Source organism: Gemmiger formicilis, assembly GCF_018784445.1.
In the GTDB taxonomy this organism is placed as follows: domain Bacteria; phylum Bacillota; class Clostridia; order Oscillospirales; family Ruminococcaceae; genus Gemmiger.
Window position 1 is genome coordinate 1 of sequence record NZ_WQOH01000017.1, and the last position, 22,767, is coordinate 22,767.

Annotated in this window: 20 protein-coding genes and 3 tRNA genes; 19 read left to right on the top strand and 4 right to left on the bottom strand. The window is 58.4% G+C overall.

Annotation, left to right across the window (positions count from 1 at the left end; all coding sequences use genetic code 11):
- The first annotated feature begins 84 nt into the window (after nt 1-84).
- Nucleotides 85-160: transfer RNA gene (locus tag GPK89_RS07175), tRNA-Lys, on the top strand.
- Between the two features lie 456 nt (nt 161-616).
- Here the strand turns inward: GPK89_RS07175 and GPK89_RS07180 are convergent.
- The gene (locus GPK89_RS07180; protein WP_215692207.1) at nt 617-1,171 is read right to left on the bottom strand and encodes a type II secretion system protein; all 555 of its coding nucleotides are present in this window, start codon (nt 1,169-1,171) and stop codon (nt 617-619) included.
- Between the two features lie 224 nt (nt 1,172-1,395).
- Here GPK89_RS07180 and GPK89_RS07185 point away from each other — a divergent pair, with 224 nt between their 5' ends.
- The 4 genes from GPK89_RS07185 to GPK89_RS07200 are packed head-to-tail and all read left to right on the top strand — an operon-like array spanning nt 1,396 to nt 5,738.
- Nucleotides 1,396-2,634 (top strand): nucleotide sugar dehydrogenase, encoded by a 1,239-nt coding sequence (locus tag GPK89_RS07185; RefSeq protein ID WP_215692314.1) that lies wholly within the window; start codon nt 1,396-1,398, stop codon nt 2,632-2,634.
- A 13-nt stretch (nt 2,635-2,647) separates the two neighbouring features.
- The gene (gene glf / locus GPK89_RS07190; RefSeq protein ID WP_215692208.1) at nt 2,648-3,760 is read left to right on the top strand and encodes a UDP-galactopyranose mutase; all 1,113 of its coding nucleotides are present in this window, start codon (nt 2,648-2,650) and stop codon (nt 3,758-3,760) included.
- Nucleotides 3,757-4,467: a LytR/AlgR family response regulator transcription factor gene (locus GPK89_RS07195; protein WP_215692209.1), complete on the top strand. Its 711-nt coding sequence runs from the start codon at nt 3,757-3,759 to the stop codon at nt 4,465-4,467. Before glf ends, GPK89_RS07195 begins: the two co-directional genes overlap by 4 nt.
- Nucleotides 4,464-5,738, top strand: a complete 1,275-nt coding sequence (locus GPK89_RS07200; protein ID WP_215692210.1) for an ATP-binding protein — start codon at nt 4,464-4,466, stop codon at nt 5,736-5,738. The genes GPK89_RS07195 and GPK89_RS07200 overlap by 4 nt, the downstream gene beginning before the upstream one ends.
- A 71-nt stretch (nt 5,739-5,809) precedes the next feature.
- Here GPK89_RS07200 and GPK89_RS07205 read toward each other — a convergent pair whose 3' ends face one another.
- The 3 genes from GPK89_RS07205 to GPK89_RS07215 all read right to left on the bottom strand — a co-directional run bounded on the left by GPK89_RS07205 (nt 5,810) and on the right by GPK89_RS07215 (nt 7,295).
- A complete protein-coding gene (locus GPK89_RS07205) occupies nt 5,810-6,583 on the bottom strand; it encodes a sulfite exporter TauE/SafE family protein (RefSeq protein WP_215692211.1) in 774 nt (257 codons plus the stop codon).
- A 4-nt stretch (nt 6,584-6,587) separates the two neighbouring features.
- The gene (locus GPK89_RS07210; protein WP_215692212.1) at nt 6,588-7,019 is read right to left on the bottom strand and encodes a MarR family winged helix-turn-helix transcriptional regulator; all 432 of its coding nucleotides are present in this window, start codon (nt 7,017-7,019) and stop codon (nt 6,588-6,590) included.
- A 200-nt stretch (nt 7,020-7,219) separates the two neighbouring features.
- Nucleotides 7,220-7,295 (bottom strand) — tRNA-Ala (locus GPK89_RS07215).
- Nucleotides 7,296-7,591: 296 nt separating this feature from the next.
- Between GPK89_RS07215 and GPK89_RS07220 the strand changes: the two genes are divergently transcribed.
- The 14 genes from GPK89_RS07220 (at nt 7,592) to GPK89_RS16595 (ending at nt 22,706) form a co-directional block, all read left to right on the top strand.
- Nucleotides 7,592-7,864, top strand: a complete 273-nt coding sequence (locus tag GPK89_RS07220; RefSeq protein WP_215692213.1) for a hypothetical protein — start codon at nt 7,592-7,594, stop codon at nt 7,862-7,864.
- On the top strand, nt 7,864-8,685 hold the full coding sequence (locus GPK89_RS07225) for a hypothetical protein (RefSeq protein ID WP_215692214.1): 822 nt from the start codon (nt 7,864-7,866) through the stop codon (nt 8,683-8,685). The genes GPK89_RS07220 and GPK89_RS07225 overlap by 1 nt, the downstream gene beginning before the upstream one ends.
- 94 nt (nt 8,686-8,779) lie before the next feature.
- Nucleotides 8,780-9,574, top strand: coding sequence for a sensor histidine kinase (locus tag GPK89_RS07230; protein ID WP_215692215.1), 795 nt, complete (start codon nt 8,780-8,782; stop codon nt 9,572-9,574).
- A gap of 207 nt (nt 9,575-9,781) precedes the next feature.
- The gene (gene pyrH / locus GPK89_RS07235) at nt 9,782-10,489 is read left to right on the top strand and encodes a UMP kinase (RefSeq protein WP_215692216.1); all 708 of its coding nucleotides are present in this window, start codon (nt 9,782-9,784) and stop codon (nt 10,487-10,489) included.
- Between the two features lie 63 nt (nt 10,490-10,552).
- Nucleotides 10,553-11,107, top strand: a complete 555-nt coding sequence (gene frr, locus GPK89_RS07240; RefSeq protein ID WP_215692217.1) for a ribosome recycling factor — start codon at nt 10,553-10,555, stop codon at nt 11,105-11,107.
- 99 nt (nt 11,108-11,206) lie between these two features.
- Entirely contained in the window at nt 11,207-12,067 is an 861-nt protein-coding gene (locus GPK89_RS07245) for a phosphatidate cytidylyltransferase (RefSeq protein ID WP_215692218.1), read from the top strand.
- A gap of 11 nt (nt 12,068-12,078) precedes the next feature.
- Nucleotides 12,079-13,230: a 1-deoxy-D-xylulose-5-phosphate reductoisomerase gene (gene dxr / locus GPK89_RS07250; protein ID WP_215692219.1), complete on the top strand. Its 1,152-nt coding sequence runs from the start codon at nt 12,079-12,081 to the stop codon at nt 13,228-13,230.
- Nucleotides 13,231-13,364: 134 nt separating this feature from the next.
- Complete coding sequence (locus GPK89_RS07255; protein WP_215692220.1) at nt 13,365-14,456, top strand: M50 family metallopeptidase; 1,092 nt, start codon at nt 13,365-13,367, stop codon at nt 14,454-14,456.
- 13 nt (nt 14,457-14,469) lie between these two features.
- Nucleotides 14,470-15,522, top strand: a complete 1,053-nt coding sequence (ispG, locus tag GPK89_RS07260; protein WP_215692221.1) for a flavodoxin-dependent (E)-4-hydroxy-3-methylbut-2-enyl-diphosphate synthase — start codon at nt 14,470-14,472, stop codon at nt 15,520-15,522.
- Between the two features lie 506 nt (nt 15,523-16,028).
- Entirely contained in the window at nt 16,029-20,072 is a 4,044-nt protein-coding gene (locus GPK89_RS07265; protein WP_430750600.1) for a PolC-type DNA polymerase III, read from the top strand.
- Between the two features lie 82 nt (nt 20,073-20,154).
- Nucleotides 20,155-20,230: transfer RNA gene (locus GPK89_RS07270), tRNA-Gly, on the top strand.
- Between the two features lie 52 nt (nt 20,231-20,282).
- A complete protein-coding gene (locus GPK89_RS07275; RefSeq protein ID WP_215692222.1) occupies nt 20,283-20,615 on the top strand; it encodes a hypothetical protein in 333 nt (110 codons plus the stop codon).
- Nucleotides 20,616-20,714: 99 nt separating this feature from the next.
- Nucleotides 20,715-21,422: a LytR/AlgR family response regulator transcription factor gene (locus GPK89_RS07280; protein WP_215692223.1), complete on the top strand. Its 708-nt coding sequence runs from the start codon at nt 20,715-20,717 to the stop codon at nt 21,420-21,422.
- On the top strand, nt 21,423-22,706 hold the full coding sequence (locus tag GPK89_RS16595; RefSeq protein WP_215692224.1) for an ATP-binding protein: 1,284 nt from the start codon (nt 21,423-21,425) through the stop codon (nt 22,704-22,706). It begins immediately after the preceding gene.
- The last annotated feature ends 61 nt before the right edge of the window (nt 22,707-22,767 follow it).

The window sequence follows — 22,767 nt, forward strand, 5'->3', positions numbered from 1 at the left end:
ACACAGAAGTTAAGCTCACTTGTGCCGAAGATAGTTGGCTGGAAACGGCCTGTGAAAATAGGTAGATGCCGGCTTCTCTTATAAGCACCATTAGCTCAGTTGGTAGAGCAACTGACTCTTAATCAGTGGGTCCTGGGTTCGAGTCCCCGATGGTGCACCACAAAACAGCCTTACGGTAAACGTAAGGCTGTTTTTTAATGATTGCCGCATTTTAGCCGCTGACTTAGACAAAAGTCAGCGGCTGATTTTGTATTTTGAGAGAAATTCAAGAACTTTCAGTGTGATGGAAACAGTGGCATATATGCAGCTGCCAATAAAAGTAAGCAGCAAAATTATTTCCTGAAAACTCAAGCGTTCACCTCCTTTGAGATTTGGAGGCGACAATCTAAGGCAAGATTATACCAGAAGGAAGAAAGATTGTCAAAATAAAATTCGCAGAATAAGAAGAAAATGACGATTCCGCGCTAAATATTGGCTATGATATTTGCGGCAGCTTTTCCAATGATTTCGTTTTAAACGATATTGATTATATATATCGTTTAAGCAATAAGGCTTTTTTATCATCAATGCATTGGGTTTATTTCGATATGGTGCGCCGCAAGAAATCTGCATTGCGCTAATGCCAATGCTCCGGGTCGTAGTCACTGGACTCCAAGAGAGGTTTGCCACCATCATCAAGGATGGGCCGCTTCAGTGCCGTCGCCTTCTCCGCGCTGTCCCAGCCGGAGGGGTATTCATCCGTACCAATGGCATGGTAGGTGATGCGGTAGGCACCGTTGCAGTATTCAAACGTATCGATCACGCCTGGCGTCAGAATAGGGTTTTTGAGACCTGCCACTGTAAAACGCCAGGTGATTTTCTTGTTGTTGGGGTCAAGCTCGGAAAGCTCCCATATTTGCTTTGCCATATCATTAGCAGCCTTATCAGCCGGTTTATCATAAATAACGCCGTCGCTGGACACAAGCTGCTCCTTGGCATACGCCTCAGACACAGTGGCCTGCGCTGCCGTCAGAACGGTGCGGGCTTCGGCCAAAACCTTGGCCTCGTTGGCTTTGTCGATGTACCCGGTCAGCGCCGGAATCAGCAGGGCGGCCAGAACGGCAAGGATCGTCAGCACGACAATCAGTTCCACCAGCGTGAAACCGCGGCGGCGGGCAGGGGAGGTACGCATAGAAATCACAGCTTTCCTAGTAAAGTATACATCCATACAAAATAAGTATAAAAACCAACCGCATTCGACGTCAATGCGTAAAAGTAACAAAATATCGCCGCAAAAATTGGTAGAAAAGACTTTTGTTTGCTGAAGATGGACTTTCCGCGCAAAGTATGGTATACTTTTAAAAGATATGCCATAAATACGCGCAAAGCGTGAGGAACGATACCATGAACAAAAACTTGAAAATCGCGGTCGCGGGCACCAGCTATGTGGGCCTGTCCATTGCGACCCTTCTTTCGCAACACCACGAGGTCTGGGCCGTGGATATCATCCCGGAAAAGGTGGACCTCATCAACCGCCGCAAGTCGCCGATCCAGGATGAATACATTGAAAAATATCTCGCCGAGAAACCACTGAACCTGACCGCTACGCTGGACGCCGAAAATGCCTACACCGGTGCGGATTTCGTCGTCATTGCGGCCCCCACCAACTACGACAGCAAGACCCAGCACTTTGACACTTCCGCGGTGGAGGCCGTCATCAAGCTGGTCATGCAGTACAACCCAGATGCCATCATGGTCATCAAGTCCACCATCCCGGTGGGATACACGGCCAGCGTGCGGGAAAAATTCGGCACGGACAACATCCTGTTCAGCCCGGAATTCCTGCGGGAGTCCAAGGCACTGTACGACAACCTGTACCCCTCGCGCATCATCGTGGGCACCGACCTGAACGACGAGCGCCTTGTGGAGGCGGCCCACACCTTTGCGGGCCTTTTACAGGAAGGTGCCATCAAGGAAAACATCGACACGCTGTTCATGGGCTTTACCGAGGCCGAGGCCGTCAAGCTGTTTGCCAACACCTATCTGGCGTTGCGTGTGGCCTACTTCAACGAGCTGGACACCTACGCCGAGAGCAAGGGCCTGGACACCCGGCAGATCATCGACGGCGTCTGTCTGGATCCGCGCATTGGCAGCCACTACAACAATCCCAGCTTCGGCTACGGCGGCTACTGCCTGCCCAAAGACACCAAGCAACTGTTGGCGAACTACGCCGATGTGCCGGAAAACCTGATTGAGGCCATCGTGGAATCCAACCGCACCCGCAAGGATTTCATTGCCGACCGCGTGCTGCGGCTGGCGGGTTACTACGGCTACGGCGAGGACAACGAGTACGACGAAGCGCAGGAAAAGCCTGTCACAATCGGCGTGTACCGCTTGACGATGAAGTCGAACTCCGACAACTTCCGCCAGAGTTCTATTCAGGGCGTCATGAAGCGCATCAAGGCCAAGGGCGCGACGGTCATCATCTATGAGCCGACGCTGAAAGACGGTGAGACCTTCTTCGGCTCGCGGGTCGTCAACGACCTGGATGCCTTCAAGGCGCAGTCCCAGGCTATCATTGCCAACCGCTATGACGCCTGCCTGGACGATGTAAAAGAAAAAGTTTACACCCGCGACCTTTTCCGCCGCGATTAAGGGAGAAAAAGTTATGTATGATTATCTCGTAGTCGGCTCCGGCCTGTACGGTGCCATTTTTGCCCACGAAGCCAAAGCCCATGGCAAGAGCGTTCTCGTCGTGGACAAGCGCTCGAACATTGCGGGCAACATCTACACCGAAAACATCGAGGGTATCAACGTCCACAAGTACGGTGCCCATATTTTCCATACCAACAACAAAAAAGTATGGAACTACATCACAAAATTCGCTGAGTTCAACCGCTTCACGAACTCGCCGGTGGCCAACTACAAGGGTGAGCTGTACTCGCTGCCCTTCAATATGTATACCTTCAATAAGATGTGGGGCGTTGTGACCCCGGAGGAGGCCGCTGCAAAAATCGAGGAGCAGCGCAAGGAGATCACCCACGAGCCGCAGAACCTCGAGGAGCAGGCGATCTCCCTGGTGGGCCGCGACATCTACGAAAAGCTCATCAAGGGCTACACCGAGAAGCAATGGGGCCGCGACTGTAAGGACCTGCCGGCCTTCATCATCAAGCGCCTGCCGGTGCGCCTGACTTTCGACAACAACTATTTCAATGCCCTGTACCAGGGCATTCCCATCGGCGGCTACACCAAGATGATTGCCAACCTGCTCGATGGCATTGAGGTTCGCCTGAACACCGATTACCTCGAGAACAAGGCGGAACTGGATGCACTGGCGGACAAAATCGTCTACACCGGCCCTATCGACGCCTACTTTGGCTACGAGCTCGGCACGCTGGAGTACCGCTCGGTCCGCTTCGAGAACGAGCTGCTGGACAAGCCCAGTTTCCAGGGCAATGCCGCCGTCAACTACACTGACCGCGAGACACCGTGGACCCGCATCATCGAGCACAAGTGGTTCGAGTTCGGCAAGGACGAGAACGGAAACGACCTGCCCAAGACCATCATCAGCCGCGAGTACAGCAGTGAGTGGAAGCCCGGCGACGAGCCGTACTATCCGGTCAACGACGCCAAGAACGGCGCACTCTATGCCGAGTACAAGAAGCTGGCCGACGCTGAGCCGAAGGTCATCTTCGGCGGCCGTTTGGGTGAGTACAAATACTACGACATGGATCAGGTCATCGCCGCTGTGCTGGATCGCTGCGATACCGAACTGCAATGATCCGCGTCGCCATCGTAGAGGATGAGGCCGCTGTCCGTGACCAGCTGATGGGCTATGTGCAGCGCTATATGCGCCAGTACGACGCCCAGATCGAGGTGACGATGTTCACCGACGGTGTGGAAATTCTGGAAGAATATCGGCCTGTCTACGACATTATTTTCTTGGATGTGGAGATGCAGCACCTCGACGGCATGGAGACCGCCAGCCGCATCCGCGCATTGGACAGTGACGTGCTGCTCATCTTCATTACGAACATGGCCCAGTACGCCATCAAGGGGTACGCCGTCGGCGCACTGGATTACGTGCTGAAGCCGGTGCCGTATTTTGCCTTCTCGCAGCAACTGCAAAAGGCCGCTGGCCAGCTGGCCCGGCGGGCGCGGCGGTATCTGGCCGTGCCGGTGGACGGTGGTATGCGGCGGCTGGATGAAGCATCGGTCTATTACATCGAGAGCGAGGGCCACCGCATCCATTTTTACACCGAGGACGGTGATTTCTCCGCTCCCGGCGCACTGAAAGCCTGGGAGGAAAAGCTGGAACCCCATGGCTTTGCCCGCTGCAACAGCGGCTATCTGGTCAATTTGGCGTATGTTTCCAGCGTGCAGATGAACACCGTGCAGGTCGGCCCGCACCAGCTGCAGGTCAGCCGCCCTCGGCGCAAGGCGTTTTTGGAAGCGCTGGCCGATTACATCGGAGAGAACGGCGCATGACGACACTGCCGGATATCCCGCGCCTGTACACGGCCTTGGCAGAGGTGCTGGCGGCGGTTTTGTATGCCCAGGCCATGCCACCGCGCATGGACAAACGTCTCTGCTGGAGCATTACCGTCGTTTGGGCGGGGCTGCTGGCTGTCTTTTTGCAGCTGACCGGCGACGTGCCGCTGGTGTGGTGGATACCCTGCATGACGGCGGCCATCGGGTGGATTTATCTCTACTTGTGGGGCACGCGGGCCATGAACCTGCTGGAAGCCGGGTACAGCTGTGCCCGAGCGTTCATTTTGGCCGAGCTGGCCGCCAGCGTGGAATGGCAGCTGCATTGCGTTTTGTGGCCGCAGCAGGGGGCGGGCAAGCCGCTCTCGCTGGTGCTGCTGGCGGTGGTCTATGCGGCACTATATGGATTTTTGTATCTGTTTGAACAGCGCCGAGCTACGGCGGCCCGGCTGACCATCACCACGGCAGCCATGCTGATGGCGGTGGTCATGGCGGTCACGGTCTTTGCAGTCAGCAATCTGAGTTTTGTCTCCAATGGCGAGGCGACGATGAGCGTTTTCTACATCCGCACGCTGGTGGACTTTGCAGGCGTGCTGATTTTGAGCGTCCAGCATGAGCAGCTGCGGGAGAATGCCCTGCACAGCGAGCTGACCGCTATGGACAATGTCCTGCGCCGCCAGTACGAGCAGTACAAACAGAGCAAAGAAAACATCCGCCTTATCAACCGGCGCTACCACGAACTGAAAATGCAGATTGCGGCCATCCGTGCCGAGTGCGATCAGGCCAAACAGGACGCGGCCCTGGCCGAGATGGAGAGCGGCATCCGCAAGTATGAGGCCGAGAACAAGACCGGCAACCCGGTTTTGGACACGCTGCTGACCGCGAAAAGCCTGTACTGCCAGCAACACGGCATCAATATGACCTGCGTAGCCGACGGCAAGCTGTTGGATTTCCTCTCGACAGGGGAAATATGCACGATCGTCGGAACGGCGCTGGATAACGCCACCGAGAGCGTTTCCGCCGAGCCTGACCCGGAAAAACGGCTCATCCGCGTGGCAATTTATGCACAGAACGGTTTTGTGATGCTGCGGTTTGAAAACTATTGCGCCAGCCCGGTAGAGCTGGCCGTCGACGGTCTGCCCAAACGCAGCGCCCATGGTGGGTACGATTTAAAGAGCGTGCGCGCCGCCGCCGAAAACCATGGCGGCACCTTGACCCTGCATTGGGAGAACGAGTGGTTCACCCTGCGGGTACTGTTGCTACAAAAATAACAGGAAAGAAAAATCCATCCCAAGCGAGAAGCTTGAGATGGATTTTTGTGCTTTATGGGACAAAGGCAATCTTACAGATAATTCACCGCCATAATCACTGCGCCCAGAATCACCAGCACCACGCCGGTGGCGCGGTTCAGGGTGGCAGGCTCGGCCTTGTTGGCGAACTTTGCGGCGATGCGAGCCCACAGCAGCGTGCTGAGAACGCAGCAGACAAGACAGAACAGATCGGGTGCGCCACCGATGGCAAAGTGGCTGACCGAGCCGGTGAACGCTGTGAATGCCATGATAAAAACGCTCGTACCGACGGCGGTTTTCAGTTCATAGCCCAGCACCGACGTCAGGAGCAGCAGCATCATCATACCGCCGCCCGCGCCGACGAATCCGCAGATAAAGCCCACGCCCGCGCCGCAGAGCAGCGACTGCACGAACCGCTTTTGGGCACTGACAGCGTTCATGGCGTTTTTCGTCGTCATGACCGGCCGCACAATGAACTTGACGCCCAGCAAGAAGGTCATGAAGGTCGAGAACCCGCCCATCGTCGTGCCGGGCACCAGGCTGGCTACATAGCTGCCCACCAGCGTGAAGCAGAGTACCGCCGCCATCATGACGGCACCGTTTTTAATGTCCAGGTTTCCGTTTTTGCCGTAGGTGTAGGCCGAGATCGCGCTTGCCAGCACGTCGCTTGCCAGCGCGATGCCCACGGCCATGTAGGGGTCCATGCCCAAAAACGTGATGAGCATGGGGGAGATGACCGCCGCAGCACTCATGCCCGCGAAGCCGGTGCCCAGCCCCGCGCCGATGCCTGCCGCAAAGCAGACGATAAACTTGATAATGTATGTCATACGATTACTCCTTTTGTAAACAGCGCAGGATGTTGGCATCCATGCGGCGCAGATAGTCCTGCAAGGCCTGCTGTTCCTCGAGCGTGAAGCCCGCAAACAGCGGCTCGATGCTGCGGCGTTGGATCTCGGCCAGCGCCGCAGCCATCGTGCAGCCTTCGTCGGTAAAGCCCAGCAGCCGCTGGCGGCGGTTGCCCGGTGCAGGGGAGACGGTCAGCACCCCGCGGCTGCGCAGCCGCTCCACCGCCGCAGACACATTGGACTTTGCCAGCGCACGGTAGCGGCAGATGTCACTGGCCGTGCAAAGCTCCGGGTTATTGTGCAGGAACAGCAGAATGTCGATTTCTAGCTGATTCAGCCCATACGCGGCCGCCGCGCCCTCAAACTGCACAGTATAGTACTTTTTGTAGTGCTGCGCGTAGGATAAAATCGGGACCAAGCGCAGAACCTCCTTTGCAATGCTTCAATTTGGAACGGTTCTAATTATAACTATTTATTCCCCAAAAGTCAATACACAAAACCGGCAGCAGGCATTTTGCCTACTGCCGGTTTTGTAAATCTTGTGCAAAGCGGTCTTTAAAAATTTGTGCAATCTTATGGTAAAAATAAAAATCCCCACCACAACACGGTGAGGATTTATGGTGGACCCGGAGGGATTCGAACCCTTGACCTCTCGGATGCGAACCGAACGCTCTCCCAGCTGAGCTACGGGCCCACGTCATTTGACTAAATTAGTTTACCCCTTTTTGTGGGAAATGTCAAGGGTGAAACACAAATTTTGTTGTGCGAAGGCGGACATATCCTGTAACATACGATTTTATATTGTCATAGCACCACTTTCGTATCTATCTTGCACATCTCTATATAAAATGCTATAATACTACAAATCTTGCACTTGTCGTATAAAAACGTATACGCAGTGTGGATTGAATCCCGCACATCGGTTGAATTATAGTAGGGTAATAAAACCATCGCAGTTTACGCTGCGAAAGTATGTGAGGGGGAGCCTTTATGCCAGCCAAACTGATTGCAAGCTACCGACGGGAACTGTCCGCGCTGGCAGACCTGCAAGATGCCGGGACAGTGACCTACACGCTGCTGCGCGAAGCCGATGCCTACTGCATCCGTGCCCAGCGGGACACAGCCCCGGCGGTGGAGTGCATGGTGTGTGATACAGGGGAGGAACGCGTCGGGATGCTCACACGTTTTCTGTATGAAAATGCGGTGGAACCCGCGCAGGTGCCCGCTGTCCTGTACGACCTCTGCGGATCGGCGGTGGGCTGATGGCGGTACTGTTGCATGAACGGCCGCAGACGGCCGGCGGAAAAACGCGCAAGACCCCGAACCTGCCCAAAACCTCTGCTGTGGTGGCGCTGTTCGCCTTTAGCTCCCGGCTGGACCGGGATACGATGAGCCTGTTTGCCAAGACCCACAGCGATGAAGTCCGCGCGGCGGCCATTGCGGCCACCGGGCAGGAGGTGCTGGAACTGCTGCACGGCGGGCTGCGCCCCAACGTATTGGTGCTGGACGCGCTGCTGACCAAGCCCGGCGTGACCGAGGTCTTGCAGGAAATCGGCACGATGCAGCTTGACCCGGAACCAGCGGTTCTGGTGCTGGTTCCTGTGCCGGAGGAAACCGCCGCCCGCAAGGCATTGCGGCTGTTCTCCCAGTACCAGATCATGCTGCGCCCTTACGGCATGAAAAATCTCTTTGATGAGGTCTACCGCATGGGCACGAACGAGGATGAGCACCAGCTGTACTACCTGCGCCAGTGCTGCGACGATGTGCTGGATGCCTACGGCGCGCCCGAAACGCTGAGCGGCTACCGCTATGCCGAGCGGATGCTGCTGTACGCCCTGTACGCGGACAAACCGCAGCAGATCGGCAGCCTGCAGCAATACGTGGCTGCGGAGGAAGGCATCGAGATCGGCACCGTGACTTCGGCGCTGAATCGTATGTCGGCAGCCATGGCAAAGCGGGGCGAAGAACCTTACCGGACGTTATGCCTGCGCAGCGGCCGCCCGGCGGACGGTGTACTCTCCAATGGGCAGCTGTTCAAAGGGCTGCTGAAAGATTTGCGGGATAAGACGGAACAGTACTTATAAGGTGCGGGCGGATATGGGATACGCCCCTGCGGTCGGTGCCGTGCGGCTCGGCACCGCACCCTGAAACTGAAATGAAATAAAGAAGGTGTCCACCATGGTTCATCAGGAGGAAAACGCGGCACTGCTGGCGCTGCGGGGCGGGCTGCGCGGGCGGTTCCGCCGTTCGTTCGACTGCATGGAGAATGCCTTTGAGGTCCTGCAGGACCGTCTGGATCACACGGCTACCCCGGCGGAACGCGCCGAGCTGACGCCGCTGCTGGAAGAATTGCAGACGCAGCTGCTCTGCCTGCGCCGCCTGGGCGACCAGGCATCGGACGCGGCCACGGCGGCATTGCTGCATGGCACCTGTGAGCCGCGGCCCATCGACCTGCTGGGTCAGCTGCGGGAAATCTGCGAAATTTTGCGGGAGGAAGCCGCGCAATACGCGCTGCCCTTCACGATAGAATTGCAGGCCGCGGGGCTGGATGTGCTTCCCACGCTGGGGGATGCGTCGCTGCTCAACGGTCTGCTGACGAACCTTGTCTCCAACACACTGGCTGCTGACCGGGCTGCCGCCATCACGCTGGTCTGTGCGTCGGGACAGTTCTGCTACCGCGATAACGGCCACGGTCTGCCGCCCGACGCAAAAGCGCTGCTGACCGACGGACAGTGGAGCGACCGTCTGCTCCATGCGGGCGGGCTGGGCCTGCCGCTGATTGCCGCCTATGCCCGGGCCATGGGCTGGGGTCTGGCCGTGGGGGAGGGGCCTGGCACGGAACTCTGCTTCACCCTGCCCGCTGCGCCGCCGCTGGACGGCCTGACGCTGGAATCCCCGATGGAGCGCCGCGCCGAGCAGCAGACCCGGCGGCTGGTGCTGCGAAGAGAACTGAAAATTATAGCCGCCCAGTAGGAAATGCCTGCCGTATGCGCCCGGGCCGGGTATGTCCGGCCCCTACAACACAACAAAGTTTCAGGCCGTCCAGCTTGGGCGGCCTCTTTTTTTCCTCCACCGCTTTACTTTATCCCGGATTTATTGTAAAATGTACTACAAAAAGAATGGTTTACTATGCCTGCACGGCAGGGTAGACCGCCAAAATACTTACAGGTGGTGTTTTTTATGGCAATTCAGTATAAACGTATTCTTCTGAAAGTCAGCGGCGAGGCACTCTCCGGCCCCAAGGGAACCGGCTTTGATGAGGAAACCATCGCCTCCATCTGCGCGGGCATCAAGGCCGCGCACGACTTGGGCACCCAAATCGCCATTGTGGTGGGCGGCGGCAACTTCTGGCGCGGCCGTTCCAGCGGCAAAATGGACCGCATGGACGCCGACAAGATCGGTATGCTGGCCACCGTTATGAACGCACTGGCCGTCAAGGACGCCCTGCACCAGCAGGGTGCGGACGCTGTCGTTATGACCAGCTCCTTTATGCCCCAGGTGGCCGAGTGCTTCACCAGCGACAAGGCCATCGCCGCGCTGGAAAGCGGCAAGATCGTCGTTTTCGGCGGCGGCACCGGCAACCCAATCTTCTCCACCGATACCGCCAGCGCCCTGCGCGCACTGGAAATCAGCGCCGACGCCATGTTCAAGGCCACGATGGTGGACGGCGTCTACGACAAAGACCCTCACAAATATGCCGACGCCGTGCGCTACGACACGCTGACCTTTACCCGTGTGTTGGATGAGCGCCTGGCTGTCATGGACTCCACCGCTGCCACCCTCTGCCGTGACAACGGCCTGCCCATCCTCGTGTTCGACCTTGGCAAGCCCGAGAACATTGCCAAAGCCTGCGAGGGCGAGATGGTCGGCACCCTGGTCAAAGAGTAAGACCCGAAATTGAAAATTTCATATTTTCCCCCTATACTACTTTAAAAATAAGGAGAATCACCTATGAGCAGCACGACGAAACCCTTTGAAGAAAAAATGAACGCCAGCGTCAACCACCTTGTCCATGAGCTGGCCTCCATCCGCGCAGGCCGCGCCAACCCCGCCATTCTGGACAAAGTCACCGTGGACTACTACGGCAGCCCCACGCCCATTCAGCAGATTGCCGCCGTCGCCGTGGCCGAGGCCCGCATCCTGACCATCTCCCCCTGGGACCGCTCGATGCTCAAGCCCATCTCCAAGGCCATCCAGACCAGCGATATCGGCATCAACCCCATCGATGACGGCCAGGTTATCCGCCTGGTGTTCCCGGCCCCGACCGAGGAACGCCGCAAGCAGCTGACCAAGGACGTCAAGAAGCAGGGCGAGGAAGCCAAGACCGCCGTGCGCAACATCCGCCGTGACGCCATGGATAAGTTCAAGGCTATGAAGAAGGCCGGCGAGATCACCGAGGACGACCAGAAGAAGCTGGAAGACGAGACCCAGAAGCTGACCGACAAGTACGTCAAGCTCATCGACGATACTTGCACCGACAAGAACAAGGAGATCATGGAGGTCTGATGCCTTCATGAGCGATAGCCTGTGCGGGGATATCTGCGGATATGCCCGCATAGGCTGTTATTGCAATAAAATCTATTCCGCGAAAGGGAACCACCGTTTATGAAGACCCGCATCATCACCGCCGTTGTCGGCCTGGGTGTCCTGGCTGTCGTTCTGGGCTTTTTTGACACGTTTTTGTTTGATCTGGTACTCAGTGCCATCTGCTTGATTGCCATTCATGAGGTTTTTTCCGCCATGGGCTTTGGCAAAAAGCAGTGGTATCTCTACGCTGCCGCTGTGCCGCTGACCCTGCTAGTCATGCTCAGCACCTCGCAGATGGTGCGCAGCCTGCTGCTGCCCGCCGCATTTTTGACGGTGCTGTTTTACAACGTCTGCCAGATCGCCCATGTCAAAACGCTGGATTTCGGCAAGCTGACGGGATTTGTCTACTTTTCGGGCGTTATTACGTTCTGTTTCTACTCGCTCATCCACTTAAAGCGGATGCTGCCTTTTGACCAGTACCGCTATGACGCCATCTACTTTATCCTGTTGATCCTGTGCTTCGCCTGGGGCGGGGATACGGCCGCGTATTTCGCGGGCCGCGCTTTCGGCAAGCACAAGCTGGCCCCCATCGTCAGCCCCCACAAGACCGTAGAGGGCGCAGTGGGCGGCGTGCTGGGCAGCATGGCCGCCGGCTGTGTGCTGACGCTGGTCTACTCGCTGCTGTCCGCCAGACACAACGTCCTCAGCATCCAGGTACAGCCGCGCCACTATCTGGTGCTGCTGGGCATGGGCGCGGTGGCGTCGGTGCTGGGCATCCTGGGCGATTTGTTCGCCTCGTCGGTCAAGCGCCAGGTCGGCATCAAGGACTACGGTACGATTTTCCCGGGGCACGGCGGCATTCTGGACCGCTTTGACAGCGTCATGTTCATTGCGCCGTTCGTCTGCATCGCGGTACGCTATTTCTTCTATCTGTTGTGAGGGAATACAAAATGAGTAAAGTTATCACCCTGCTGGGTTCCACCGGATCCATCGGCACCCAGAGTCTGGACGTCTGCCGTATGCACGGCTATGAGGTGTTCGGCCTGTCGGCCAATTCCAGCGTTGACAAGCTGCTGGCCCAGATTGCCGAGTTCCACCCGAAGTACGTTGCCGTCACCGACCCGGCAGCCTTTGAAAAGCTGTCCGCCGCGCTGGCAGGGCAGGCAAACGCACCGAAGCTGCTGAAAGGTGCGGACGGCCTGCGGGAGCTGGCAACGATGGACGGCGCGGGCACCGTGCTGAATGCCGTCGTCGGCATTGCGGGCCTGGATGCCTCGCTGGCCGCCATCGAGAGCGGCCACGACCTGGCGCTGGCGAACAAGGAGAGCCTTGTCACCGGCGGCCACCTCGTCACCGACGCTGTCAGGAAAAACGGCGTACACCTGCTGCCCGTGGACAGCGAGCACAGCGCGATTTTCCAGTGCTTACAGGATCAGCACAGCGCCAAAACGCTGGAAAAAATTCTGCTGACGGCCTCCGGCGGCCCCTTCTACGGCATGACGACCGAAGAACTGCGCGGCAAGACCAAGGCCGATGCCCTCAAGCACCCGAACTGGAACATGGGGGCAAAAATTACCATCGACTCTGCCACCCTGATGAACAAGGGCCTGGAACTGATCGAGGCCGCCTGGTTGTTCGGCCTGCCCGAAGATAAAATTCAAATTGTCGTCCAGCGGGAGAGCATCATCCATTCGGCCGTGCAGTTTGCCGACCACTCGGTCATTGCACAGCTGGGCGTGCCGGATATGCGCATTCCCATCCAGTACGCACTGACCTGGCCCGAGCGCCTGCCCAGCCCGGTGCCCGAACTGGACTTTGCTGCGCTGACACATCTGAGCATCGGCACGGCGGACGACGAGACGTTCCGCTGCCTGAAAGCCTGCAAGAAGGCCATCCGCAAGGGCGGCTTGGCCCCCTGCGCTGCCAACGGCGCAAACGAAGCCGCCGTTGCGCATTTCCTGCGGGATGAGATCGGCTTCCTTGATATCGGCCGTCTGGTCGAGGGCATCGTAGACAGCGACACCTTCGGCGGTGACTACACTCTCGCCGACGTCCACGAGTGCGACCGCATGGCGAGAGCCTATGTGGAAGCACATATCTGATTGGAACTGCCCGGTAGGGGCCGCACATGTGCGTCCCTCAGCTTTCCGGCAGACTCCTGCCTGCCATACACGCGCGGGCCGGGCATGCCCGGCCCCTACGACTCTATGTCCAATACTTTACTTGTGAGGTGCCTATGACTGCATTGCTGACCGGGCTGGCATCGCTGCTCGTGTTCGGCGGCGTTGTTCTGGTGCACGAACTCGGCCACTTTATGGCCGCGCGCCACTGCGGCATCCATGTCGAGGAATTCTCCATCGGCTTTGGCCCGCGCCTGTGGTCCAAAACGAAAAACGGAACGACCTATTCCATCCGTCTGCTGCCGCTGGGCGGCTATAACCTGTTCAGCACCCCGCCGCCGGAAGATGACGATGAGGCCGAGGAAGGGGAGATACCCCCGAAACCGCCCCGCAAAACGGCGCTTTTTCCGCTGGCAGTCAGCGGCCAGAAGTTTGAGGATGCCACCGCCGGACAGCGCTTTTTTGTCACGCTCTGCGGCGCATTGATGAACTTTGTCCTCGGCGTTGTGGTGCTGCTCGTGCTCGTCCTCTCGCAGGGCAGGCTCGGCAGCACGACGATCGCCGATTTCAGCGACGGTGCCAAGAGTGCCGCGACTTTACAGACCGGCGATACGATTTTACAGGTGGACGGCAAGCCCTGCTGGACCATCTACACACTGGCCGATGTCTTTGACGGCACCGAAAAGACCCACACGATGAAAGTCCTGCGCGACGGCGAGGTCGTGACCCTGCCCGCCGTCACAGTCGGCCCCACGCTGAACGAGGACGGCAGCGTCAGCTATGGCACGGATTTCCGCGTGGCAGCGCAGAAACTCAGCGTACACAGCGTCGCCGTCGTCACCGGGGAGATGTTCCGCTATTACAGCGGGGCCATCCTGGGCGGCTTCTGGCAACTGTTCACCGGCCAGGCAGGCATGGAGGAACTGTCCGGCCCCATCGGTACGGTGTCAGCGGTCAGCCAGGCTGTGCGCTATGGCTGGCGGGATGTGCTGTCCCTGATGGCGCTGCTGACCATCAATGTCGGCATTTTCAACCTGCTCCCCATCCCGGCGCTGGACGGCTGCAAGCTGCTCTTCCTCGCGTGGGAGGGGCTGACCGGCCATCCTGTGCCGGACAGCGTGCAGGGCTTTGTCAACACAGCGGGCATGGTGGCCCTGGTGTGGCTGATGGTTCTGGTCACATTGCAGGACCTTACACGATTCTTATAAAGGAGAAACAACGATGCAGCGTCAACTGAAAAAGGAAGTCAAGATTGGCAATATCAAAATCGGCGGCACGAACCCGATTGCCGTGCAGACTATGCTGAATGTGCCGGTCAAGGATATTGCGGGCAATGTGGCCCAGGCCCAGCGCGTGGCGAAGGCCGGCTGCCAGATCGTCCGCGTGACGGTGCCCACCCCGGCGGACGCCGCCGTCGTGGCCGCCATCAAAGAGAAGGTGGATATCCCGGTCGTGGCTGATATCCACTTTGACTACCGCGCTGCGCTGGCCGCCCTGGACGCGGGTGCAGACAAAATCCGCATCAACCCCGGCAACATCGGCGGCGACGACCGCGTTAAGGCTGTGGCCGACGCCTGCAACGCCAAGAACGTGCCCATCCGCATCGGCGTCAACGGCGGCAGCCTGGAAAAGCACATCCTGGCGAAATACGGTGCGCCTGTGCCGGAGGCTATGGTGGAAAGCGCCATGTACCATGTGCGCCTTTTGCAGAAATATGACTTTGATAACATCGTTATATCGATTAAATCCAGCAACGTGCCCCGCATGATGGCGGCTTACCGCCTGCTGGCAGGCCAGACGGATTACCCCCTGCATGTCGGCGTGACCGAGGCAGGCGGCAACCGCATGGGCCTGATCAAGTCCGGCATGGGCATCGGCGGCCTGCTGATGGAGGGCATCGGCGACACGCTGCGCGTCAGTCTGACCGACGAACCCGAGAACGAGGTCTACGCCGGATATGATATCCTGCGCGCGGTGGGCTATGCCGTGGCAGGGCCCGAGATCATCAGCTGCCCGACCTGCGGCCGCACCCAGTACCCGATGATCGAGATTGCCAACGAGGTCGAGCAGCGCCTGCGGGACGAGGACTTTAAAAAGCCGCTGAAAATCGCCATCATGGGCTGTGTTGTCAACGGCCCCGGTGAGGCATCCGACGCTGATATCGGCATTGCCGGCGGCAAGGACGAGGCCCTGCTCTTCATCCGCGGCGAGAAGATCCGTATGCTGAAGGGCGATATTGTCGGCCAGCTGCTGGACGAGATCCATAAGATGTAAACACTCCCCAAAAGCCTTCCCCCTTGGGGGAAGGTGGCCGAAGGCCGGATGAGGGGCGGCGTACCCGCAACAACCCATTTACGGGTAATATAGGCAGCGTTGCCCCTCATCAGTCCGCTTCGCGGACAGCTTCCCCCGAGGGGAAAGCCAAAACTCCGTAGGGGCGGATTCCATATCCGCCCGCGGGGCGTCGGGGACGCCGCCTCCTATAATATGCTATCCACTTGTGAGGTAAAATTTCCTTGAAACCATTTGTCACTCAGGTCTGGCCGCAGTTTATGGCGGACCAGCAGTTCTGCGCGGCGTTCGGCAGCGTGCTTGTTGACCGCGTGGAACTTTACCGCACAAAAAGACAGGTCGTTATCTGCCTGCGCAGTGCTGAACCCCTGGACCAGGCGCTGTGCGGGCGTCTTTGTGCGTCCCTGGCCGAGGTGTTCGCCGGGTATGAACTGCAGGTTCGCAGCTACTTTGCTTACCCGAATATCACCCCCGAGGCCGTGCGTCTGATGATCGAGGAACTGAAGGGGCAGGGGATGCCGGTCAACGGCTTTTTGGATAAGACCGAGCCTGTCACCTTCGGCGACGACGGCATCACCATCCATGTCAACGCGGGCCGCCCGATCCTGGAAAGCGTCGAGCTGCCCCGCGTGCTGGCCGAACTCATCCAGGAACGCACCGGTTCGCTGCCCATCGTGCGCCTTGCCAACAGCGGAAAGGCGCGCACGGAAGAAGAATTTGAACAGTACTTGCAGGAGAAAGTCCCCGCCGTCAAGTTCGAGGCCAAGGAGACGCCGCCCGATTTTACGATCGAGGGACTGGCCCTCACGAACAAGCCGGTCAAGCTGTTCTACGGCAAGACCTTCAAGCCTGCCGACATCCGCCATCTGAACGATCTGGGCGATGGCGGTAAGGTCACAGTCTGGGGCGATGTCTTCGCCACCGAGGTCAAGGGCAGCCGCCGCAAAATCTACTTTACCTCCATCACCGACTACTCCGGCTCCGTCAACCTGAAAGTCCTGGGCGACGAGGACGCCGATATGTCCAAGTGGGAGAACCTCAAGCCCGGCACCACCCTGATCGTGCGCGGCAACTATATGTACGATAAGTACGAGCACGACTTTGTCATCCTGCCCTACGACGTCCTGCAGGTTGAACGCCAGCAGCGCCAGGACACTGCCCCCGACGGCGAAAAGCGCGTCGAGCTGCACCTGCATACCAAGTCCAGCTCAATGGACGGCTTCAACGACCCGGGCAAAATTGTCCGCCTGGCCCACCGCATGGGCCACCGCGCTATCGCCATCACTGACCACGGCGTCTGCCAGGGCTACCCCGAGGCCATGCTTGCCACCGACGCCATCCACGAGACGGACCCGAACTTCAAGCTGATTTACGGCTGCGAGGCCTACTTTGTTGACGATATGATCCCCGCCGTTTACGGCGGGGCACAGATGCCGCTGTCCGGCTCGTTTGTCGTGTTCGATACCGAGACGACCGGCCTTGATTCCAACACCGAACGGCTGACTGAGATCGGCGCGGTCTTTGTGGAAAACGGTAAGATCAACGAAGAAAAGAAGTTCTGCACCTTCGTCAACCCCGGCAAGCCCATCCCGCAGAAGGTCGTTGACCTGACCGGCATCAATGACGCCATGGTCGCCGACGCCCCCACGCCGGAGGAAGCCATCCGCGCCTTCAAGGAGTTCTGCGGGGATAATATCCTCGTTGCCCACAACGCCCACAGCTTTGATATGCTGTTCATCCGCAAAGCGGGGGAGAAGGCGGGTGTCAGCTGGGACGAGAATACCTATATCGACACGCTGCCCATGGGCCAGGCGCTGTTCCCGGGCCTGCGCAACTATAAGCTGGACACCATCAACAAACATCTGGAGATCCCGCCCTTCAACCATCACCGCGCTGTCGATGATGCCATGGCGCTGGCCCGCATCTTTGAGGTCATGCTGACCGACTTGCAGGAGAAGGACATCCACACGGTGGAGGCCATCAACACCGGTCTCGGCGGCAATAAAGAGGTGCTGAAAAAGAAATACTACCACCTGATTATCCTCGTGCAAAACCAGGTGGGCCTCAAAAACCTCTACCGCATTGTCAGCGCGGCGCACACCCAGTATTTCTTCAAAAAGCCCCGCGTGCCCCGCAGTCTTTTGAACCAGTATCGCGAGGGTCTGCTGCTTTCGCCCGCCTGCGAAGCGGGCGAGCTGTACCGCGCCATTGTGGCGGGCCAGCCCTATGAGCAGCTGCTGCGCATCGCCGATTACTACGATTACCTTGAGGTGCAGCCGCTTGGCAACAATGAGTTCATGGTTCGCAACGGTCAGGTGGATTCCATCGAAGCCATCAAGAACTTCAACCGCACCGTCATAAAACTGGGCGAGGACCTGCATAAGCCGGTCGTCGCCACCGGCGACTCCCACTTTCAAGAGCCGGAAGATTGGATCTATCGTGCTGTTTTGCAGGCCGGCAACGGCTTCAAGGACGCCGACAACCAGGCCCCGCTCTACTTCCGCACCACGCCCGATATGCTGGAAGATTTCAGCTACCTGCCGCAGGAAAAGGCGTATGAAATTGTGGTGACGAACCCCAACAAGATCGCCGCCACCATCGACAACAACCTGCGCGCCATCCCCAAGGGCACCTACCCGCCCAGCATCCCGGGCGCCGAGCAGGAACTGCGCGACGACACCTGGAAACACGCGGCCCGCGACTACGGCAGCCCGCTGCCCGATGTGCTGCAAAAGCGGCTGAAAAAGGAGCTGGATTCCATCTGCGGCCACGGCTACGCGGTTTTGTACGTCATCGCTGTGCGTCTGGTGGCTTACTCCAATGCGGGCGGCTACCAGGTCGGCAGCCGTGGTTCCGTCGGTTCGTCGGCTGTGGCGCACTTCTCCGGCATTTCCGAGGTCAACTCGATGCCGCCGCATTATCTCTGCCCCAACTGCAAGCACAGCGAGTGGATCAACGACGGCATCCACTTTGACGGCTTCGACCTGCCCGACAAAAACTGCCCGGTCTGCGGCAAAAAAATGATCGTCGAAGGCCACGACATTCCCTTTGAAACCTTCCTGGGCTTCTACGGCGACAAGGAACCCGATATCGACCTGAACTTCTCGGGTATGTACCAGTCCCACGTCCACCGCTATACCGAGGAACTGTTCGGCAAGGAAAACGTCTTTAAGGCGGGCACCGTCTCCGGTTTGCAGGACAAAACGGCCTACGGCTACGTCAAAAAGTACCTCGAGGAGCGCGGCAAGACCGTCAACCGTGCCGAGGAAAACCGCCTTGTCATGGGCTGCACCGGCGTCAAGCGCACGACCGGCCAGCACCCCGGCGGCATGGTCGTCGTGCCGGATACGTTTGATATCTACGACTTCTGCGCCATCCAGCACCCGGCGGACGATGTCAAGGGCGGCCTGCTGACCACCCACTTTGAATTTAAATATCTGCACGACACGCTGCTCAAACTGGATGAGCTGGGCCACGATGTGCCGACCTTCTACAAATTCTTTGAGGAATACTCCGGCATCCCCATCGACTCGGTCCCGATGAACGACGAGAAGGTGTACAGCCTGCTGACCAGCCCGGCAGCGCTGGGCGTGACCGAAGAGCAAATCGGCTCCAAAACCGGCACCTTCGGCATCCCGGAAATGGGCACAAACTTTGTGCGTCAGATGCTTTTGGATGCACAGCCGAAGAATTTCTCCGAACTTATCCAGATTTCCGGCCTGTCCCACGGCACCGATGTCTGGACCGGCAACGCCGACGAACTTATCCGTTCGGGCACATGTACCATCGCGGAGGTTATCGGCTGCCGTGACAGTATCATGCTGTACCTGCTGCGCAAGGGCCTGGAACCGAAGATGTCCTTTGACATTATGGAGGCCGTGCGTAAAGGCAAGGTCGCCAAAGGAGGCTTTAAGCCCGGCTGGGAGGAAGCCATGCGCGAGCACGACGTGCCCGACTGGTATATCGAATCCTGCCGAAAGATCAAGTATATGTTCCCCAAGGCCCACGCCGTGGCCTACCTGATGGCGGCCATCCGCTTGATGTGGTTCAAGGTCTACCATCCGGCCATCTTCTACGCGGTGTACTTCACGGTGCGCGGCGCGGATATCGACTACGAGGCCGCCGTTGGCGGCGTCCGCGTGGCAAAGCAGCACCTGAAGGACAACGAGAAGATCCCAAAAGACGAACGCACCGCCAAGGACGATGACGCCCTTGTCAGTTTGCAGCTGGAAAACGAGATGCTGCAGCGCGGCTGCGAATTTTTGCCCATTGAACTGGGTAAAAGCTACGCCAGCAAGTACGTGGTCGAGGATGGCAAGGTCCGTCTGCCGTTCACGGCCATCCGCGGCCTGGGCGATGCCGCCGCTGTGGCGCTGGAACAGGCCACGATGCACGGCCAAGAGTATATCTCGGTGGAGGAATTGCAGCAGGCCAGCGGTGTGGCGCAGTCGGTCTTTGACAAGCTCCGCGCCGTCGGTGCCCTGGGCAATCTGCCCGAGACCAGCCAGGTGGATTTGTTCAGTATGATATAAAGGGATTGCCCATCCGCGGGGCGTCGGGGACGCCGCCCCCTTGACAACCCACCTGAATTGCGGTATAATAGCAGTCACTGATGCGGGATTAGCTCATCCGGTAGAGTGACTGCTTCCCAAGCAGTAGGTGGCGAGTTCGAGACTCGTATCCCGCTCCAAAATGTCCTGATGCTCTTGCATCAGGACATTTTTTGTTGTGAGGTGCCCGCCATGCTTGATGCTTTCCCCATTTACCACTGGTTCCATAACGGTAACCCCTATTCCGGGGCCGAGGGCGGGATGCGCTATGTCATCACGCCGGGCAAAAAGCCCGACCCCAGCGACGAGAGCGGCAAAAAGAAAGTCGAGTACCTGACGGCCCAGGTCTGGCCCGGACCGTGGAGCATTGAACATACTGCCGAGGAAAAAATCGAAACGCAGGAGTTTGAAGGCAATCAGGTGGGGCTGGACGCCGCGGTGGCCTGGCTGCATGACCGCTACCACAGCGAGCCGGAACGCTGGGAGAACATCCCCTCGATCCTGGACTGTGAGCCGGATCGCTGAAAATTTAGCAATAGCAACACCTTCTCAGCCAAAGGGTGTTGCTTTTTTGGTGAAATCTTGTCATAATACATATATATGTAAAGGAAAGGGGACAGCGCCATGGCAAAGATCGCCGTAGTCGAGGATAACACCGCCGTGCGGGAAGAACTGTGCGGGTTTATCGCAAAGTACGCGCAGGAGAGCGGTCGCAAGCTGGATGTGACCCCCTTCGCGGATGGCTCCCAGATCGTGGAGCCGTATCGCCCCGGCTTTGACATCATCTTTCTGGATATTGAGATGCCCCGCCTGGGCGGTATGCCCACGGCCGAGCGCATCCGCCAGCTTGACCCCGAGGTCGTGCTGATCTTCGTCACCAACATGGCCCAGTATGCCATCCGCGGGTACGAGGTCGACGCGCTGGATTTCGTGCTCAAGCCGGTCAGCTACTACCAGTTCAGCACCAAGCTGGAACGCGCCCTGCAGCGCATCCAGCGGCGGCGCGGCGGGCAGGTGGCCCTGCAGGTCGGCGGCGGGGTGCAATTACTGGACACCGACGATATTTTGTATTTGGAGACCCGTGACCGTCTTTTGCACTACCACACAACTGCCGATACCTGGTCGGTAAGGGGCAGCCTGCAAAAGGCCGAAAAAGATTTGATTGCCTACCACTTTGCCCGGTGCAACCAGTGCTACCTTGTCAATCTGCGCTACGTCAAGGGCGTGCAGGATGATTTGGTGCTGGTGGGGGAGCAGCGGCTGGAAATCAGCCGCCGCCAGCGCACGGCCTTTTTGGGGGCGCTGGCCGCCTATGTCGGGGGTGCGCTGTAAGTGGATGCACTTCTGACATTGCTGGTCTGCGCGGTTGGCCTTTGCAGCGCAGAGCTGGCCTACTGGCTGCCGCTGAAAAGGCGTGAAAACTTTGCGCTGCGCAGCATCATCAATTTTATCGCAGCGGTGCCGTTTGCGCAGGTCATACTCTGGGCAAACAGTGGTCACACCAAGCCGGTAATGCTGCTGGTGATTTATGGGGGCTATTTCACCTGGGCCATGGTATCGACCCGGCTCTGCACCCTGTTGGACTGGCCAGCCAGTGCCTATTGCAGCGTTTGGATCGTGTTGACGTCGGAGTCGGCCTACGAGCTGTGGCGTGTTCTGATTTGGGTGGCGCAGGCGCTGGGAATGCGCCATCTGCCGCTGCACAGTACGCCGATGCTGCTGGGACAGTTGGGCTTTACCGTTATCTGCTGCATCATTATCCGGTATACGGTGGCACGCACGATGCCGGAGGATGGAATCTATCACATTGGCCCGCGGCAATTAAGCAGTGCGGGGCTGCTGGGTGTGATGTTTGTCTTTCAGTTTTTTGCGCTGCATACCAGTCTGCGCGTTGGGCTGGAGCCTTCGGCGGTGGTTGCGCCGTCGCTGCTGACCCAGCTGTATTGCCTGACGCTGCTCTATCTGCAGACTGAGCTTTTCAAAAAATCGGCGATGCAGAAGGAGATGGACGCGCTGAACCTTTTGTACGACCGTCAGCGCAAGCAGTACCAAATCGCGCGGCAGAACGTGCAGATCATCAACCGCAAATGCCATGAGCTGAAGGTCCAGATCGCCGACCTGCGCCGCCTGCACCCCGATGAAGCTGTGGCCCAAAGCCTGGACGAAGCCGAGCAGGCCGCCCGGATGTACGATGCCAACGCTGCCACCGGCAACGAGGTTGTGGATGTCGTCCTGACCGAGAAGAGCCTATTGTGCGAGGCCCAGCATATCCGGCTGAACTGTGTGGCCGACGGCACCTGCCTGGCGGCGCTGGAACCCGGCGACCTTTACGCGCTGTTCTCAAATTTGCTGGATCAGGCCATCGATGCCGCCGCCCAGCAGCGGGACGCCGACCACCGTATGATCGACCTGCTGGTCTGCAAACGGCAGGGCTTTGGCGTTATCAATGTCATTGGTCCCAACCCGGCGGAAAGCCAGCCTGACCATGGACGCCGCCATGGATATGAGTTGAAAGTGGCCCGCCGCGTGGTGCAGAAATACGGCGGCAGCATGGCCACCGAACCCCGGGGCGAGTTGTTTGCAGTCAAAATCGTACTACCGCCCGCCCAGAGCTGAATGTAAAATTTTCCACCCCATCTTTGTGCAAGCTGCACAAAGATGGGGTGAGCTTTTTTGT

Excerpts from the sequence above, each read along its gene's own strand:
- GPK89_RS07180 (WP_215692207.1), bottom strand. The coding sequence starts at position 1,171 with ATGCGTACCTCCCCTGCCCGCCGCCGCGGTTTCACGCTGGTGGAACTG.
- glf (WP_215692208.1), top strand. The coding sequence starts at position 2,648 with ATGTATGATTATCTCGTAGTCGGCTCCGGCCTGTACGGTGCCATTTTT.
- GPK89_RS07195 (WP_215692209.1), top strand. The coding sequence starts at position 3,757 with ATGATCCGCGTCGCCATCGTAGAGGATGAGGCCGCTGTCCGTGACCAG.
- GPK89_RS07200 (WP_215692210.1), top strand. The coding sequence starts at position 4,464 with ATGACGACACTGCCGGATATCCCGCGCCTGTACACGGCCTTGGCAGAG.
- GPK89_RS07205 (WP_215692211.1), bottom strand. The coding sequence starts at position 6,583 with ATGACATACATTATCAAGTTTATCGTCTGCTTTGCGGCAGGCATCGGC.
- GPK89_RS07220 (WP_215692213.1), top strand. The coding sequence starts at position 7,592 with ATGCCAGCCAAACTGATTGCAAGCTACCGACGGGAACTGTCCGCGCTG.
- GPK89_RS07225 (WP_215692214.1), top strand. The coding sequence starts at position 7,864 with ATGGCGGTACTGTTGCATGAACGGCCGCAGACGGCCGGCGGAAAAACG.
- GPK89_RS07230 (WP_215692215.1), top strand. The coding sequence starts at position 8,780 with ATGGTTCATCAGGAGGAAAACGCGGCACTGCTGGCGCTGCGGGGCGGG.
- pyrH (WP_215692216.1), top strand. The coding sequence starts at position 9,782 with ATGGCAATTCAGTATAAACGTATTCTTCTGAAAGTCAGCGGCGAGGCA.
- frr (WP_215692217.1), top strand. The coding sequence starts at position 10,553 with ATGAGCAGCACGACGAAACCCTTTGAAGAAAAAATGAACGCCAGCGTC.
- GPK89_RS07245 (WP_215692218.1), top strand. The coding sequence starts at position 11,207 with ATGAAGACCCGCATCATCACCGCCGTTGTCGGCCTGGGTGTCCTGGCT.
- dxr (WP_215692219.1), top strand. The coding sequence starts at position 12,079 with ATGAGTAAAGTTATCACCCTGCTGGGTTCCACCGGATCCATCGGCACC.
- GPK89_RS07255 (WP_215692220.1), top strand. The coding sequence starts at position 13,365 with ATGACTGCATTGCTGACCGGGCTGGCATCGCTGCTCGTGTTCGGCGGC.
- ispG (WP_215692221.1), top strand. The coding sequence starts at position 14,470 with ATGCAGCGTCAACTGAAAAAGGAAGTCAAGATTGGCAATATCAAAATC.
- GPK89_RS07265 (WP_430750600.1), top strand. The coding sequence starts at position 16,029 with ATGATCGAGGAACTGAAGGGGCAGGGGATGCCGGTCAACGGCTTTTTG.
- GPK89_RS07275 (WP_215692222.1), top strand. The coding sequence starts at position 20,283 with ATGCTTGATGCTTTCCCCATTTACCACTGGTTCCATAACGGTAACCCC.
- GPK89_RS07280 (WP_215692223.1), top strand. The coding sequence starts at position 20,715 with ATGGCAAAGATCGCCGTAGTCGAGGATAACACCGCCGTGCGGGAAGAA.